At 70.4% G+C, this 14,666-nt stretch carries 14 protein-coding genes; 11 read left to right on the forward strand and 3 right to left on the reverse strand.

The window, feature by feature from the left end; translation table 11 throughout:
- Positions 1 to 8: 8 nt before the first annotated feature.
- The 10 genes from ASF68_RS11475 to ASF68_RS11520 all read left to right on the forward strand — a co-directional run bounded on the left by ASF68_RS11475 (position 9) and on the right by ASF68_RS11520 (position 11,020).
- Complete coding sequence (locus ASF68_RS11475; RefSeq protein ID WP_056010312.1) at positions 9 to 1,022, forward strand: ABC transporter ATP-binding protein; 1,014 nt, start codon at positions 9 to 11, stop codon at positions 1,020 to 1,022.
- A complete protein-coding gene (locus ASF68_RS11480; protein ID WP_056010314.1) occupies positions 1,019 to 2,086 on the forward strand; it encodes an ABC transporter ATP-binding protein in 1,068 nt (355 codons plus the stop codon). Before ASF68_RS11475 ends, ASF68_RS11480 begins: the two co-directional genes overlap by 4 nt.
- The gene (locus ASF68_RS11485) at positions 2,083 to 3,015 is read left to right on the forward strand and encodes an ABC transporter permease (RefSeq protein WP_056010316.1); all 933 of its coding nucleotides are present in this window, start codon (positions 2,083 to 2,085) and stop codon (positions 3,013 to 3,015) included. The genes ASF68_RS11480 and ASF68_RS11485 overlap by 4 nt, the downstream gene beginning before the upstream one ends.
- Positions 3,016 to 3,018: 3 nt before the next feature.
- Entirely contained in the window at positions 3,019 to 3,954 is a 936-nt protein-coding gene (locus ASF68_RS11490; protein ID WP_157579953.1) for an ABC transporter permease, read from the forward strand.
- Positions 3,955 to 4,026: 72 nt separating this feature from the next.
- A complete protein-coding gene (locus tag ASF68_RS11495) occupies positions 4,027 to 5,187 on the forward strand; it encodes a Gfo/Idh/MocA family protein (RefSeq protein ID WP_056010322.1) in 1,161 nt (386 codons plus the stop codon).
- Positions 5,184 to 6,710: a TldD/PmbA family protein gene (locus ASF68_RS11500; protein WP_200921073.1), complete on the forward strand. Its 1,527-nt coding sequence runs from the start codon at positions 5,184 to 5,186 to the stop codon at positions 6,708 to 6,710. The genes ASF68_RS11495 and ASF68_RS11500 overlap by 4 nt, the downstream gene beginning before the upstream one ends.
- Positions 6,707 to 8,146, forward strand: a complete 1,440-nt coding sequence (locus ASF68_RS11505) for a metallopeptidase TldD-related protein (RefSeq protein WP_082456014.1) — start codon at positions 6,707 to 6,709, stop codon at positions 8,144 to 8,146. The genes ASF68_RS11500 and ASF68_RS11505 overlap by 4 nt, the downstream gene beginning before the upstream one ends.
- Complete coding sequence (locus tag ASF68_RS11510) at positions 8,143 to 9,051, forward strand: DUF4438 domain-containing protein (protein ID WP_082498587.1); 909 nt, start codon at positions 8,143 to 8,145, stop codon at positions 9,049 to 9,051. Before ASF68_RS11505 ends, ASF68_RS11510 begins: the two co-directional genes overlap by 4 nt.
- Positions 9,048 to 9,932, forward strand: coding sequence for a DUF4438 domain-containing protein (locus ASF68_RS11515; protein ID WP_056010324.1), 885 nt, complete (start codon positions 9,048 to 9,050; stop codon positions 9,930 to 9,932). The genes ASF68_RS11510 and ASF68_RS11515 overlap by 4 nt, the downstream gene beginning before the upstream one ends.
- 68 nt (positions 9,933 to 10,000) lie before the next feature.
- Positions 10,001 to 11,020 carry a D-2-hydroxyacid dehydrogenase gene (locus tag ASF68_RS11520; RefSeq protein ID WP_056010326.1) on the forward strand — a complete coding sequence of 340 codons (1,020 nt, stop codon included), beginning with the start codon at positions 10,001 to 10,003 and terminating at the stop codon, positions 11,018 to 11,020.
- Between the two features lie 31 nt (positions 11,021 to 11,051).
- Here ASF68_RS11520 and ASF68_RS11525 read toward each other — a convergent pair whose 3' ends face one another.
- Positions 11,052 to 11,603, reverse strand: a complete 552-nt coding sequence (locus ASF68_RS11525) for a TetR/AcrR family transcriptional regulator (RefSeq protein ID WP_056010328.1) — start codon at positions 11,601 to 11,603, stop codon at positions 11,052 to 11,054.
- 85 nt (positions 11,604 to 11,688) lie between these two features.
- Here ASF68_RS11525 and ASF68_RS11530 point away from each other — a divergent pair, with 85 nt between their 5' ends.
- Positions 11,689 to 12,612, forward strand: a complete 924-nt coding sequence (locus tag ASF68_RS11530) for a ketopantoate reductase family protein (protein ID WP_056010331.1) — start codon at positions 11,689 to 11,691, stop codon at positions 12,610 to 12,612.
- A gap of 36 nt (positions 12,613 to 12,648) precedes the next feature.
- Here ASF68_RS11530 and ASF68_RS11535 read toward each other — a convergent pair whose 3' ends face one another.
- A complete protein-coding gene (locus ASF68_RS11535) occupies positions 12,649 to 13,092 on the reverse strand; it encodes a RidA family protein (protein ID WP_056010332.1) in 444 nt (147 codons plus the stop codon).
- Positions 13,089 to 14,378 carry a pyridoxal phosphate-dependent aminotransferase gene (locus tag ASF68_RS11540; RefSeq protein ID WP_082498588.1) on the reverse strand — a complete coding sequence of 430 codons (1,290 nt, stop codon included), beginning with the start codon at positions 14,376 to 14,378 and terminating at the stop codon, positions 13,089 to 13,091. The genes ASF68_RS11535 and ASF68_RS11540 overlap by 4 nt, the downstream gene beginning before the upstream one ends.
- Positions 14,379 to 14,666 lie beyond the last annotated feature (288 nt).

Raw genomic sequence — 14,666 nt, forward strand, 5'->3', positions numbered from 1 at the left:
GACGCGACATGAGTGCGCTGCTCGACGTCTCCAACCTCGTGGTCGACTTCCCGACCTCGTCGGGAGACCCGTTCCACGCCGTCGACGGCGTCTCGTTCCAGGTCTCGGCCGGTGAGCGGGTCGGCATCGTGGGGGAGTCGGGTTCCGGCAAGTCCCTGACCTCGCAGGCCATCATGCGGCTCGTGTCGGACCCGGGGGTCATCGCCGGCGGCTCGGTCCGGTTCGGCGGCGAGGACGTGCTCGGGTACTCGGATCGGGCGCTGCAGCAGTGGCGCGGCTCGCAGGTCGCCATGGTCTTCCAGGACCCCATGTCGAGCCTCAACCCGCTCATGCGGGTCGGTCGTCAGATCACCGAGTCGCTCGAGACGCACCTCGGTATGGGACGGGTCGCCGCCCGGGCACGTGCCGTCGACCTGTTGCGCCGCGTGGGCATCCCGGACGCCGAGGCCCGCATGAACGACTTCCCCGGCGCGTTCTCCGGCGGCATGCGGCAGCGCGTCTGCATCGCCATCGCCACGGCCTGTTCGCCGAAGCTGCTCATCGCCGACGAGCCGACCACCGCGCTCGACGTGACCGTGCAGGCCCAGGTGCTCGACCTGCTCGACGACATGGTCTCGGAGCAGGACACGGGCGTCATCCTCATCAGCCACGACCTCGGCGTGATCTCGAGCTTCTGCGATCGCATCCTCGTGATGTACGCGGGCCGCATCGTCGAGGAGGGCACGGCCGAGCAGATCGTCGGCGATCCGCAGCACCCGTACACCCACGCACTCCTCGGCTCCATCCTCAAGCTCTCGGAGCCGATCCCGCCACGCCTCCGCACGATCTCCGGCGCCCCGCCCACCGCCGGCCGCCGCCCGCGAGGCTGCTCGTTCGCGCCGCGCTGCCCGGCCGCGATCGACACGTGCCTCACGAACGACCCGGCGCTCGTCCAAGCGCCACTCGGCGGAACCGGACAGCGGGTCGCGTGCGGGGTCGTCGCCCCCGAGGCGTTCGCCGTCGAGCAGGAGTCGGCCGCATGAGCCGGCTGGACGGTTCGGACCTCGTCAACGGTCCGAGCAGCCGGTCGCGGACCGGTGAGGCGCTGCTCGAGGTGCAGGACCTCGAGGTCACCTTCCGACGCTCCGGTGGCATCGGTCGCCGTGCCACGCGCGTCCCCGCCGTTCAGGGTGTCAGCTTCCGGCTGCGAGCGGGCGAGACCCTCGGCATCGCGGGGGAGTCGGGCTCCGGAAAGAGCACCATCGCCAGGACGCTCATGGGCATCAACCAGGCGTCCGCCGGCAGCATGCGCCTGAACGGTGAGAACGTCGGAGCGCTGCGCGGACGTCGGCTCGCCGAGTACCGGCGCACGATGCAGATGATCTTCCAGGACCCGTACGACTCGCTCGACCCGCGGATGAAGGTGGGGGAGACGCTGCTCGAGGCGATCTCGCTCCGGACCACGAAGGCGACCGATCCCAGACGGGCGGTCGAGGGCATCCTCGACCAGGTCGGCCTCTCCCGGAGCTTCGTCGAGCGGCGTCCACGCGAGCTGTCGGGCGGTCAGCGCCAGCGCGTGTCGATCGCGCGGGCACTCTGCGTCGACCCACGCCTCATCCTCTGCGACGAGGCGGTCTCCGCCCTCGACGTCTCCGTCCGGGCCCAGGTGCTCAACCTGCTGAAGGACCTGCAGGAGGACCTCGGCCTCGCGTACCTGTTCATCTCCCACGACCTGTCGACCCTGCGCTTCATGGCGGACCACGTCGGGATCATGTACCTCGGTCGCCTCGTCGAGATCGGGACGCGCGACGAGATCTTCGACAACCCGCAGCACCCGTACACCAAGGCGCTGCTGTCGGCCGTGCCGGAGCCGATCGTCCGCGACCGCTCGACGCGCCTCCCTCGGGTCCGCCTGACCGGCGAACCGCCGAGCGCCGCGAACCCGCCGAGCGGCTGCAGCTTCCACCCGCGGTGTCCGATGGCCCAGGAGGTCTGTCGCACGGTCGCCCCGCCGCTGCGGACGACGAGCTCGGGCCAGGACGCTGCCTGTCACTTCGCAGATCCGGTGCTGGTGCCGGAACCCGTCCGGATCGGAGCCGAGGCATGAGCGAAGCACTCCCGCCCGTGATCGGCCAGGGCGTCGACCTGGCGGCCACCGACGACGACCGGCCCATGCGCGCCCGCGAGGTGCTGCGCAGTCTCCGACGCGACCCCGCGGCCCTCGTGTCGCTCGTCGTGCTCTTGCTCATCGCCTTGATCGCCGTGCTCGCGCCACTCATCACCCCGCACGACCCGCTCCAGACCTACAACGACATCGGGCTCGGCCCCCAGGGGCAGCCCCTCCCGCCCGGGACGCCCGGCTTCCTGCTCGGCACCGACGCCCTCGGCCGCGACGTCCTCTCACGACTCATCTCCGGGACGCAGGTCTCGCTCGTCATCGGCATCGTCGCCAACGGGCTCGCGACGATCGTCGGAGTGACGGTCGGTGTCATCGCGGGCTACTTCGGCGGCATCGTCGAGGCCGTCCTCATGCGGATCACCGACGTCGTCATCTCGTTCCCGATCCTGCTCCTCTGCACCGCGCTCATCGCGGTCACCACCCGGAGCACCACGAACGTCATCATCGTCATCGCCCTCATCTACTGGACGACGCTCGCCCGCATCATCCGCGGCATGGTCATCTCGCTGAAGCACCGCGAGTTCGTCGTCGCGACCCGCACGCTCGGCGTCAGTCACCTCCGGATCATGTGGAAGCACATCATCCCCCACCTGCTGCCGGCGATCATCGTGTACGCCACCCTCGGCGTCGCGTCCTCGATCCTCATCGAGAGCGCGCTGTCCTTCCTCGGCATCGGTGTCCCGATCCCGCAGGCCTCGTGGGGCCAGATGATCTCGGACGGCAGCACCTACTTCCAGATCGCACCCTGGATGCTCTTCATCCCCGGCATCTGCCTCATCGTCACGGTGATGGCGTTCAACCTGGTCGGCGACTGGCTGTCCGAGATGCTCGACTCCGCAGCACCGATGGCGAGGTAGACCGTGTTCTGGTGGCTTGCACGACGACTCGGCCAGATGGCCCTCGTCCTCTTCGGGGTGGTCAGCCTCGCGTTCCTCCTCGTCTACGCCGTGCCCGCGGACCCCGCGGCCACGCTCGCCGGGCCGAACGCGAGCGCCGAGACGATCGCGTCCATCCGCGCACAGCTCGGCCTCGACGCCCCACTGTGGGAGCAGTACCTGGGATTCATCGGGCGGCTCCTGAGCGGCGACCTCGGCACCTCCTACGTCCTGCGGGAGACGAGCGTGTTCGAGCGGATCGTCTCCGCCCTGCCGACGACGGTGCTCGTGGCGATCGGCGGGCTCATCTGGCAGATCATCCTCGGCGTCCCGGCCGGCATCTACGCCGCCTACCGTCGCGGTGGTTGGGTCGACCGCACGGTGACCTTCGTCTCGCTCATCGGGCTCTCGGCACCGTCCTTCTGGCTCGGCCTGCTCCTCATCTACTACTTCGCCTTCAGCTGGGGACTGTTCCCGCTCAACGGGCTCGGCGATCCGATCATCTGGTACCTCGTGCTCCCGACCTTCACCCTCGGCTCGGGCGGCGGCGCCTGGTACGCCCGCATGACGCGCACCAACATGATCGAGACCCTCGACTCGCCGTTCGTCCGTATGGCCAGGGCGAAGGGCATGCCGGAGCGCACCATCCTCTGGCGCCACTGCTTCCGACACGTCGCCATCCCGCTCGTCACGATGATCGGGCTCGACTTCGGCTACTTCCTCGGCGGCGTCGTCATCGTCGAGACCGTCTTCGGGCTGAACGGCATCGGCCGGCTCGCCTTCGACGCGATCTCGAACCTCGACACCCCGATGATCGTCGGCACGGTGCTCTTCTCGGCCCTCTTCATCGTGGTCGTCAACTTCATCGTCGACCTCCTCTACTCCGTCATCGACCCACGCGTCCGCCTGCAGCGCGCGTGACCTGAACCTCCGACCGATCCCACCACCGTCCGCGCATCGCACGATGCCGGCACCCGCAGAAGGAGAACCACCATGTCCGATCGCAAGCTCCGAGTCGCCGTCGTCGGTGCCGGCCGCTGGGCCGTCCGCTCCCACATCCCCGGCTGGCAGCGCGACCCGCGCGTCGAGGTCGTCGCGCTGGCCGAGATCGACGAGGAGGCGCTCGCCTCGGCGGCCGCGGAGTTCGGCATCGAGCGCGCCGTCACCGACTACCGCGAACTGATCGACGACCCCGACATCGACGTCATCGACGTCGCGACCGGCAACGCCATGCACTTCGAGATCTCGATGGCGGCCATCGCCGCGGGCAAGCACGTGCTCTGCGAGAAGCCCGTCAACAGCGACTACACCGAGACCCGGCGTGCCGCGGCGCTCGCCGCCGAACGGGGCGTGAAGACGAAGCTCGGCTTCACCTTCCGCTTCGCCCCGGCGATCCAGTACGCGAAGCACCTCATCGACCAGGGCTTCATCGGCGAGCCCTACATCTTCAACGGCTATGAGCAGAACAGCCAGTGGATCGACCCGAAGACGCCGCTCCGCCAGGTGGACCCGGACGCCGACCCCGACGTCATCGCAGTGTCCTCCATCGAGGGCTACGGTGCACCGATCATCGACATCATGCACTGGTGGCTCGACGCCCCGATGACGAGTGTCGTCGGCACCATGCGCAACTTCGTCCCCGAGCGGATGGTGCGCGACACGGGCGCCATGCAGCGCATGAACATCGACGACGGCGACATGTGGATCGCCGAGTTCGAGCAGGGTCGTCTCGCATCGATCCAGTCGTCCTACGTCACCGTCGGCAACTTCCCCGGCATCGAGGCCCGCATCTACGGCTCGGAGGGTGCGATCATCGTCCGCCTGGTCGAGGAGGCGGGGATCTGCCAGACGATCAAGGTCGCGAAGAAGGACCAGGTCGAGTTCGAGGAGCTCGAGATCCCGCAGGAGTTCTTCCCCGAGGGCGGGGCGTCCACGGAGCCGTGGCCGTTCCTCTTCTACTCGAACCTCTGCAAGGACTTCGCCACCGAGATCCTGTCCGGCGAGGACTTCAACCAGGGCAACTTCGACCAGGGCGCGCTCGTCCAGGAGACGATCAACGCGTTCGAGCTGTCGTTCCGCACCCGCGCATGGTGCGACTTCCCGCTCGCGCTCGCCCCGTCGGACGCGAACGACACCGAGGCGGTCCGCGCGTGACGAGCGCCGACACGGTCGCGCCGCTCGCCGCGGTCGACGCTGCGGCTCATGCGTGGGGCGAGCTCGCGGACGACCAGGCCGCCGCGACCATGCTCACGACGGTCCTCGCCGCGGTGGACGTGCCGGGCGTCAGCTATGCCGACGCCCGCCTGATCGAAGCCGAGGAGGTCCGCCTGTACTCGACGCTGGAGTCCGGCCTCGACGAGCGGATCGAGCACAACCTCGGCGTCGGTGTGCGCGTGCTCTTCAACGGCAGCTGGGGGTTCGCCTCCGTGCCGATCGACGACGACGACGACCTGACGCTCGCCGCCCATCGTGCCCTCGCCAACGCGCGGAACGCCGACCGGGTCTCGGACGCCCACCGCACTGAGCTGCCGCCGATGCCACCGGTGAGCGGCCGGTACGCGACCGACGTCGTCCTCGACCCGTTCGCGGTCTCGGCGTCGACGCGCCAGGCCCTGCTCGGCGACATCCTGAGCGCCGCCAGCGCCCCCGTCGAGGTCGTGATGGCGCAGGCCGGTCTGAACGCGAAACGGCAGCACCGGCACTTCGCCAACACCGAGGGCTCGATGCAGCACCAGCACCTCATCGAGAGCGGCGCGATGGCGCTCGTGAACGCGGTCGGCAACGGCACGATGCAACGTCGCTCCTTCCCCAACTCGTTCCACGGCAACACCGCGCAGGCGGGCTGGGAGTACGTCGAGGGGCTCCGGATGGTCGAGGAGGCCGACCGCATCGGTCGGGAGGCCGTCGAGTTGTTGACCGCCCCGCTCGCGCCGCAGGGCACGGCCGACGTCATCATCGGCCCCGCCCAGATGGCGCTGCAGATCCACGAGTCCACGGGTCACGCGCTCGAGCTCGACCGGATCCTCGGCGACGAGGCGAACTACGCGGGCACCTCCTTCATCGGACCGGACGCGGTCGGCTCGCTCCGCTACGGCTCCGAGGCGGTGAACATCACCTCGGACCCGACGGTGCCCGGCACCCGAGGTTCCTTCGCGTTCGACGACGAGGGCGTCCCGGCGTCCCGTCAGCCGCTCATCTCCGAGGGCATCATCCGCAACTTCCTCTCCACCAGGGACTCGGCCGCCCGGATCGGGGTGCCGTCGATCGGCGCAGCCCGCTCGGACGGCTGGGGCTACACCCCCGTGTGCTTCGCGACGAACGTGTTCCTCGAACCCGGCAGTGGGTCGACTGAGGAACTGCAGGAGCGCCTCGGCGACGGGTACTACATCGACGACAACCGCAGCTGGTCCATCGACGAACGGCGCCACAACTTCCAGTTCGGCACCGAGGTCGCGTACGAGGTGAAGCACGGTCGGCGGGGTCGCCTGCTGCGTGGCTTCTCCTACGGCGGCACGACGCCCGAGTTCTGGCAGTCCGTCGAGGCGGTCGCCGGGCCGGAGGAGTTCAAGGCCTTCGGCATGCCCTGCGGCAAGGGCGAACCCAAGCAATGGGGCTTCCTCGGGCACGGCGCCTCGCCGACGCTCGTGCGGAACCTCCGGATCGGAGTGGACCGATGAGCGACACCGACAGCACGACCACCACCGCGTTCAGGCCCGTCGTGGGCGGCGAGCGAGCCGCGGAGGCGCTCGAGGCCGCCCTGCGCGACGCCCCGGCCGACCGCATCGAAGCCTTCCTCACCGGTCGGCGCGGGGACTTCACCCGCTTCGCCGGCCGCCGGGTGCACCAGAGCCAGGCCATCGACGAGGTGCAGATCATGGTCCGCGCCGAGGTGGACGGGCGGGCGTCACTCGCTGCCGCCAGCTCGATCGCCGGGCTCGGTCGGGCGGTCGCGAACGCGAGTGCCGCCGCGCGCGAGCAGGCCGAGCGAGGACTCCCCGCCGCTGCTCCTCGAGCCGATCCCGGTCCGGTCGACGAGCCGGAGGTGTCCGGCCGCACCGCGTCCGGCGCCCTGCTCTGGGGTGAGGACACGGCGGCTTGGGACGTCGGCGAACACGTCGCCCTCGCCGACCGCGCGATGTCTGAGGCCGACCGGGCCGGTGGCGTTGCTGCGGGCATGTTCGGCCGCGCGGTCACCGAGGTCGCCTTCCACGACCGCGAGCGCGGCACCTCCCGGTACGCCGCGGCGACGGAGGCGCAGGGCTCCCTCACGGTCCGCATCGAGGACGGTTCGTCCCACTGGAAGGACCTCTCCCGATCCTCCGACCGTCTGCTCGCGGCGGAGTCGGTCGAGCGGACGCTTGCGGAGGCGTCCGCAGCGCGGGGCCGTGCGCCACTCGCCCCGGGTGAGTACGACGTGGTGCTCGGGGCGCTCGCCGCCGGTGAGTTCCTCGACTTCTTCGGAGCGTTCGGCTTCACGGGCGGAGCCTTGGCATCCGGCTTCGGCACGGCAGCGACCCGCCCAGGCGAGCAGGCAGCCTCATCGCTCGTCTCCGTACACGACGACGCGACGGCCGACCTCGGTCTCCCGTTCCCGTTCGACTTCCAGGGCACCACGAAGCGCGACGTCCCGTTCCTCGACCAGGGGCGGGTGGCCGAGGTCGTCACCGACCGCGAGACCGCGTTCGCCCTCGGGACGGCGTCGAGCGGCAACTTCCACATCGCCCGGGAGGAGGCGCCGCATGCGATCCCGATGAACGTCATCCTCCGCGCCGCCGACACCACCGAGCTCGACCTCATCGCGGGTGTCGAGCGCGGGGTCTACCTGCAGCGCTTCTGGTACACGCGCACCGTCGACCCGGTCCGCTCGACGATCACCGGGGTCACGCGCGATGCGTGCTTCCTCATCGAGAACGGTCGGATCACGCGCCCGGTCGAGTCGCAGCGGTTCACGGTGAGCGTGCTCGAGAGTCTCGCCCGGGTCGACGGCGTCGGTTCCGTCTCCCTGAGCCAGCCGCTCATGAACGTGTTCAACGGTGCCGCCACCGCGCCGCCGCTCCGTATCCGCGGTTTCGCCCTCGGCACCGCACCGGTCCCGAAGGGAACGACGGCATGAGTCTCAGGACGAACGAGGACCGCCTGGTCACGCAGATCCTGACCGGCGAGGTCTGGCCGCCCCAGGCCGACCGACACGGTTACCGGGTCGACCCCGACGGCCACCCCTTCATCCTGCCCGGCATGGGCGGGGTGACGATGGGTGCGCACGTCGGCGAGGCGGCCACGGGCTACGCCAGCGACCACCTCGAACCCGGGCTGTCGATCCGGCATGCGGGCGGTGAGGCGAACGCCGCACTGCAGTTCCTCAGCTGCGTCGGCAACGTCGTGACGGTGCGTTCGGGTGCCGCCGTCGGAGCGGAGGGTGTGGTCATCGGTCAGCATGCCTATGTCCTCGCCGACTTCGCCGACGGCTCGCTCCGCCAGGTGACCACCGGTGACGCCGTGAGTGTGGAGGCCCGCGGTCAGGGCCTGCGCCTCCTCGACCACCCGGACGTCCGGGTGAAGAACCTCGACCCGCGGCTGCTCCCGCATCTGCCGTTCTCGACGGCGACCGACGGGACGCTCCAGGTCGGTGTCGCCATGCGCGTCCCGGCGGAGGCGGCGGGCGCAGGAGGCGGCATGCTCTCGGAGTTCGCCAACACCGACCTGATGGGCGCCTACCCCGGGCTCAGTGAGGACCTCTCGCTCGGCCTCGAGTCGCTCCGCATCGGCGACATCGTCGTCCTCGAGGATCAGGACCATTCCTACGGCCGCGGCTACCGGCCGGGTTGGATCACGATCGGCGTCATCTCCACGGGCGAGTGTCGGCTCTTCGGGCACGGTCCGGGGCCGTCGACCCTGCTGTCCGGACCGGCGTCGGCGTTCACCGTCGTCGACGACCGGGCCGCGAACCTCGGCGTCGCGCTCGCAGGGATGGGCCGCGCGACCACCACGACCACGACCACGACGGAGACGGACGCATGAGCTCGATCATCGCCAACAACCTGCTCGGCTTCGTCGAGCACGCCGGCCTCACCCCGATGGTGTCGTACCGGATCGACCGCGACGGGCACCCCTACGTGCCGATCGGCGACGGTGGGGTCGTGCTCGGCGTGCACCTCGGGGACTCGGTGTTCGGCACCGACACCGACCACGTCGCCCCGGGGGTCACCCTCGTGCACCCGGACGCCGGGTCGCGTTTCGGACTGACCTCCTTCGCCTGCATCGGGAACCGTGCGACCGTTCGGTCGGGCGCTGCGGCAGGGGCGACGGGGTCCGTCATCGGCAAACGCGGCGAGGCGGGACGGGTCATCGTGTCCTTCGACGACGAGACGATGGCGGCCCTGCTGCCCGGGGACCGGGTCGCGGTGCACGCCATGGGCCAGGGGTTGCGACGCGAGGACCTGCCCGAGGAGATCGTCCTGCTGAACATCGACCCCGCGCTCCTCGCCGTCCTCCCACTCACGGTCGAGGACGGCGTCATGGGCTTCGACGTGGTCGGTGTGCTGCCGGGCAAGGTGGCCGGGAACGGTATCGGTCGGCCCGCGCACCAGTGGGACGTGGACCTCGCCGTCGTCCCGGACTCGCCCGAACTCGCGGGGATCGACATGCGGCTCGGGGACCTGTTCGCGGTCGAGCACCTCGACGTCCGCCACAACATGGGGTACCGGCGCGACTGGATCACCGTCGGGATCATCGTGCACGGTGGCTCACCCATGCCCGGTCACGGGCCCGGCTTCGTCCCGATCGCGTGCGGACCGAGCTCGGTCCTGCGGGTTCGCGCGGTGACCGAGGGGACGGACGGCGTCCGGCCCGCGCTCACCGCCGAACGGCTCGCAGCGGTGGCCCCCTGGCCGACCGCCTGAACGGACGACATCGCGGCACGCCGCGTCACGACCAACGCACCGCCGCGCCCGCGGCAGGATGGACCATCATGCAGATCCTCATCGCCAGCCACCTCGAACCCGAGCACGTCGAGGCGATCCGTGCCTCGCACCCGGACGTGGAGGTGCTCTACGACCCCGCGCTCGTCGGTGCCCCGCAGTACGTGTCGGACCACCACGGCCCCACGCCGCAGCTCTCCGCGGCCGACCAACAGCGGTGGGAGGACATGCTCGCGCGGGCGGAGGTCGCGTTCGACTTCGACTGGCAGGATCCCGCTGCGCTGCCGGAGCGCGCTCCGAAGCTGCGGTGGATCCAGGCGACGAGCGCCGGCATCGGCGCGTTCATGCGTCGCACCGGCCTCGACCGGAGCGGCATCGTCGCGACGACGGCCGGTGGCGTCCATGCCGTGCCGCTCGCCGAGTTCGCCCTCACCGGGGCGCTCTTCGTCGTGAAGGGCCTGCCGGATCTGCAGCGTCGGCAGCGCGAGCGCCGGTTCGAGCGCTACACCACCAGGCAGCTGGCCGGCATGCGGGTCACGGTCGTCGGCGTGGGTGGCATGGGATCGAACGTGGTGCGGACCTTCGACGCGATCGGTGCCCGGGTGACCGCCGTGGGTCGGGTGGGCGGCTCCTACGAGCTGCCCGAGGGCGTCGAGCTGAGCGATGTGGACCGCCTCGAGGAGGTGCTGCCGGGCACCGAGGTGCTCGTGCTGTGCACGGCGCTCACGCCGGAGACCGAGAACCTCATCAGCGCCGAGCGGATCGCGCTCCTCCCCGAGGGGGCCGCCGTGGTCAACATCTCGCGCGGACAGGTGATCGACGAGGACGCCCTCATCGACGCCCTCCGTTCGGGCCGGTTGGGCGGTGCGGCCCTGGACGTCTTCCGCGAGGAGCCGCTGCCCGCGGACTCGCCGCTCTGGGACCTCGACAACGTGCTCATCTCGCCGCACTCGGCGTCCACGGTGGAGAGCGAGAACGCGACCCTCACGGCGCTGTTCATCGACAACCTCGCCCGATATCGCGCGGGGGAACCCCTGCTCAACCGCTTCGACGCCGAGCGGGGGTACTGACCGGCGGATCCGCAGCCGGTCGGACCGTTCGTCAGGCGACGTTCCGCAGGCCGGCGACGAGCACCTCGACGGCCGCCCGGGCTTCCGACGGCCAGTGGGGGCGGTCCGTCGATGAGCCGATGCCGTGGAGGACCACCATGACGGCACCGACGGGCACGCCGTCGCGCATGTCCCCGTCGGCGACAGCGCGGGTGAGGAGCTCGGCGACGGTGCGCTCGAGTTCGCCGCCACCGGTCCGTTGCACGTCCGGGTCGACGAAGGCCGCGAGAGCGCGGGCGAGGCCGGTGTGGGCCACGACGTGTTCCACGAACCCGCGCAGGAAGGCGACCAGGTTGTCTGCGGAGGTCCGTGCCGGGTCCTGGGCCTCGGCGCAGAGGGTCGCCACCTCGCCCTCGTAGACCGCGGCTGCCAGCGCCGCCCGGGTGGGGAAGTGCCGGTAGAGCGTGCCGACACCCACGCCCGCCCGTGCTGCGAAGTCGTCGAACCGCAGCTGCGCGTCCTGGTCGAAGGCTTCCCGGGCCGCAGCGACGATCGCGTCGCGGTTCCGACGTGCGTCGGCCCGGAGCGGGCGTGATTCCGGCATCGGGCCGCCTTCCGTTGACAAGTGGAGGTAATCTCCATATCTTGTGTACATGGAGACGATCTCCATCTTATGACTGGAGTCGACGATGCGGATCTTGATGTTCGGGCGAGGGGTGATCGCCACCGTCTACGGCTGCATGCTCGACGAGGCCGGGCACGACGTCGAGTTCTACGTGCGGCCGGGACGCGCCGAGGAGTATGGCGACGAGGTTCGGCTGGACTGGATCGACGGACGGAGGAAGCCCTTCGGGCGGCGACGGCAGGAGGCGTTCCGGACGTCGTTGCGCGAGACGCTCGATGCTGCGGACGGGTTCGAGCTGATCGTGCTCAGCGTCGGCCACCATCGGCTCGCCGAAGCGGCGGCGTTCCTGGCCCCACGCATCGGCGAGGCGAGCGTGCTGGTGTTCGGCAACGTCTGGAAGGAACCACTCGACGCGGTCGCACCACTGCCCGCAGATCAGGTCGTGTTCGGTTTCCCGCAGGCGGGTGGCGGATTCGGCGAGGACGGCGTCCTCCAGGTGGCGTCGCTCCCCTCGGTCGTCGTCGGCACCGACGGCGCATCCGCTTCGATACGGGAGGCGGCGGTCGTCGCCGCCTTGCGGGAGACGGGCCTCTCGGTCCGTCGGGAGCCGGACATGCGCGGATGGCTGTGGCTGCACTTCGTGGCCGACGCCGGCATGTTCGCCCAAGCGCTTCGGAGTGGATCGCTCGCCCGGATGATCGGCGACCGCCAGGCGTTCCGCACCGCGTTCGCGACCGCGCGTGCGCTGCTCCCACTCCTCGAGGCCAGAGGAGTCGACCTCGGACGGCATCGGAGCGCCACCCTGCCGTTCAGGTTCCCCGGCCTCATGGCGGCCGCATCGGCATGGGTGACCAAGCTCGTCCCGATGGCCGGTACAAGCCTCGCCGCACACACCGACCCTCGCGCCGCGGAAGCACTCGCCGTGTTGGCGGACACCCGACTGGAGGCGCGCCGGCTCGGCGTCCCAATCCCGCGTCTCGGGCCCTGAGCGGCCGCGTGGCCCGATTCCCGGTCGAGGGCAGCCTCAGTCCCAGGCGTCCGAACCCGGCTGCAAGCGGGCGATGAGTTGGATCTCGACGGGCGCATCGCCGGGAAGCGCAGCGACACCGAGTGCGGCCCGGACGGGCAGCGCGGCGTCCGGGAAACGCTCGACGACGACGGCGCTCGCCGCGTCGGCGATCTCGCTCAGCCGGACGAACCCGTCGGCCACCGCGAGGTACACCGTCAGTGAGACGACCTCTCCGAGCGCTCTGCCCTCGGGTACGACGCTCGCGGCGGCCGCGAGGGCTCGCTCCGTTGCCACTCGGGTGGCTGCCAGCGCTTCGACGTCGTCCAGTTCACGGCCGATCCGCCCGGTCGCCAGGAGCGCGCCGTCGACGCGGGGGGTCATGCCGGCCGTGTGCACCAGGTCGTCGACGAGCCGGGCGACCGAGTAGGCGCCGGCCGGCCGGACCGTCGCATCGCTCATGCCTCGATGCCGGCCGCGGTCGCGAGTCCGGTCAGGCAGGCGACCATCCGCTCGAGCGCCGCCGCCCACTCGGTCTCGTCGCGGGCGTAGCAGATCCGGAAGTGGCCGGTTCCGGAGGGGCCGAACTGGTACCCGGGAGACACGACGACCTGAGCCTCGCGCTGCAGGGCTCCGGCCACCTCGACGTCCGACACCCCGAAGGCGGAGACGTCGAGGAACAGATAGGCCGTCCCGTCCTGCGGCGTCATCCGCAGCCCCGGCACCCGCGACAGGCTCTCGACGGTGGTCCGCTTGATCGCCTCGAGGTCGGCGATGCGTTCCCGGAGGAAGTCGTCGTCGTCGACGAGCCACCGGGCGAGCATGCGCTGGGCGTAGGCGGGCGCGCGGAGCGAGGTCATGGCGAGCGTCTGCTCGACCGACGCGATGACGTCCTCCGGGGCGACGACGACGCCGATCCGGAACCCGCTCATGGACTCGGTCTTGGAGGGGCCGAGGAGCGTGATGGTGCGATCCGCCATGCCGGGCTCCGAGCGGAGGTGCGGGAACGGGACATCGGTGTAGAGGAGTCGGCTGTACAGCTCGTCGACGAGGACACGGAACCCGCCGGCGAGGGCGAGGTCGGCGACCCGGGAGATCATCTCCGCGGGGTACACGGCGCCGGTGGGGTTGTTGGGGTGCGAGAACATGAGCAGCTTCGGCTGCTCGGGGAGGAACCGTTCGACCGCGTCGAGGTCGAGGCTCGGTTGTCCTCCGTCCAGGATGAGCGGGATGCGCTCGACCCGCGCGCCCAGGAAGGCGAGGATGCGTTCGCAGAACAGGTAGTCCGGGTCGGCGAGGAGGACGAGGTCGCCCTCGTCGACGAGCGAGGAGAGCGTGGTGAAGAGCGCTCCCTGCGTGCCTGGCGTCAGCGCCAGGTTGCCGGGGCCCACCGGGCTGCCGAGGAAACCGCCGATCGCCGTCGCGAGGTCGGCGAGCACGCCGGGGTCGCCGCGGTAGGGGGTGTACGCCCAGGCGCCGGTCGCGACCGCCTCACGGATGGCCTCGTCCGCCCAGGCCGGTGGCGGGAAGCGGACCGTGTCGAAGTGGGTCGTGTCGAGGAGCCCGTGGCCACCGCCGTCCAGGCGGAGCGAGAGGTCGGCCTCGCGGACCGAGAGCCCAGGCGCGGCATCCCGGTAGGTGAGGTGTGTTCGCGCCACGCGGGCGCTCTGGGCGGGGCGCAGGCCTGGAGCGGCGGGCGTGTCGCCGCCGAGCTGAGCGGTGGTGGCCGCAGGCGGGTGCACAGACATACGAGCTCCTCAGAACGATGAGGTCCGCCTCATCCGGACCTGTCATCTGTAGACTGTATACTATCGACAACCGGTGATCCATGATCCATCTCGAAGCCGACACTCGTCGGGATCGGCGGAAACGCGCAGTCGTTGCGTCGCGACAGCCGCGCGCGCACGTTTCGTGCTCGTAACGAATCTGCACCGGAAGCCTCCTGAGTTTGAGGGAGTTGTTCGGACCGTGCTGTAATCCTCTACAAGCACGTGCGAAGAACCTGCACACAGCCGTGCCGTCTCTCACACACAGAA

It is taken from the genome of Plantibacter sp. Leaf314, assembly GCF_001423185.1.
Classification (GTDB): Bacteria; Actinomycetota; Actinomycetes; order Actinomycetales; family Microbacteriaceae; genus Plantibacter.

Excerpts from the sequence above, each read along its gene's own strand:
- ASF68_RS11475 (WP_056010312.1), top strand. The coding sequence starts at position 9 with ATGAGTGCGCTGCTCGACGTCTCCAACCTCGTGGTCGACTTCCCGACC.
- ASF68_RS11480 (WP_056010314.1), top strand. The coding sequence starts at position 1,019 with ATGAGCCGGCTGGACGGTTCGGACCTCGTCAACGGTCCGAGCAGCCGG.
- ASF68_RS11485 (WP_056010316.1), top strand. The coding sequence starts at position 2,083 with ATGAGCGAAGCACTCCCGCCCGTGATCGGCCAGGGCGTCGACCTGGCG.
- ASF68_RS11495 (WP_056010322.1), top strand. The coding sequence starts at position 4,027 with ATGTCCGATCGCAAGCTCCGAGTCGCCGTCGTCGGTGCCGGCCGCTGG.
- ASF68_RS11505 (WP_082456014.1), top strand. The coding sequence starts at position 6,707 with ATGAGCGACACCGACAGCACGACCACCACCGCGTTCAGGCCCGTCGTG.
- ASF68_RS11510 (WP_082498587.1), top strand. The coding sequence starts at position 8,143 with ATGAGTCTCAGGACGAACGAGGACCGCCTGGTCACGCAGATCCTGACC.
- ASF68_RS11515 (WP_056010324.1), top strand. The coding sequence starts at position 9,048 with ATGAGCTCGATCATCGCCAACAACCTGCTCGGCTTCGTCGAGCACGCC.
- ASF68_RS11520 (WP_056010326.1), top strand. The coding sequence starts at position 10,001 with ATGCAGATCCTCATCGCCAGCCACCTCGAACCCGAGCACGTCGAGGCG.
- ASF68_RS11525 (WP_056010328.1), bottom strand. The coding sequence starts at position 11,603 with ATGCCGGAATCACGCCCGCTCCGGGCCGACGCACGTCGGAACCGCGAC.
- ASF68_RS11530 (WP_056010331.1), top strand. The coding sequence starts at position 11,689 with ATGCGGATCTTGATGTTCGGGCGAGGGGTGATCGCCACCGTCTACGGC.
- ASF68_RS11535 (WP_056010332.1), bottom strand. The coding sequence starts at position 13,092 with ATGAGCGATGCGACGGTCCGGCCGGCCGGCGCCTACTCGGTCGCCCGG.
- ASF68_RS11540 (WP_082498588.1), bottom strand. The coding sequence starts at position 14,378 with ATGTCTGTGCACCCGCCTGCGGCCACCACCGCTCAGCTCGGCGGCGAC.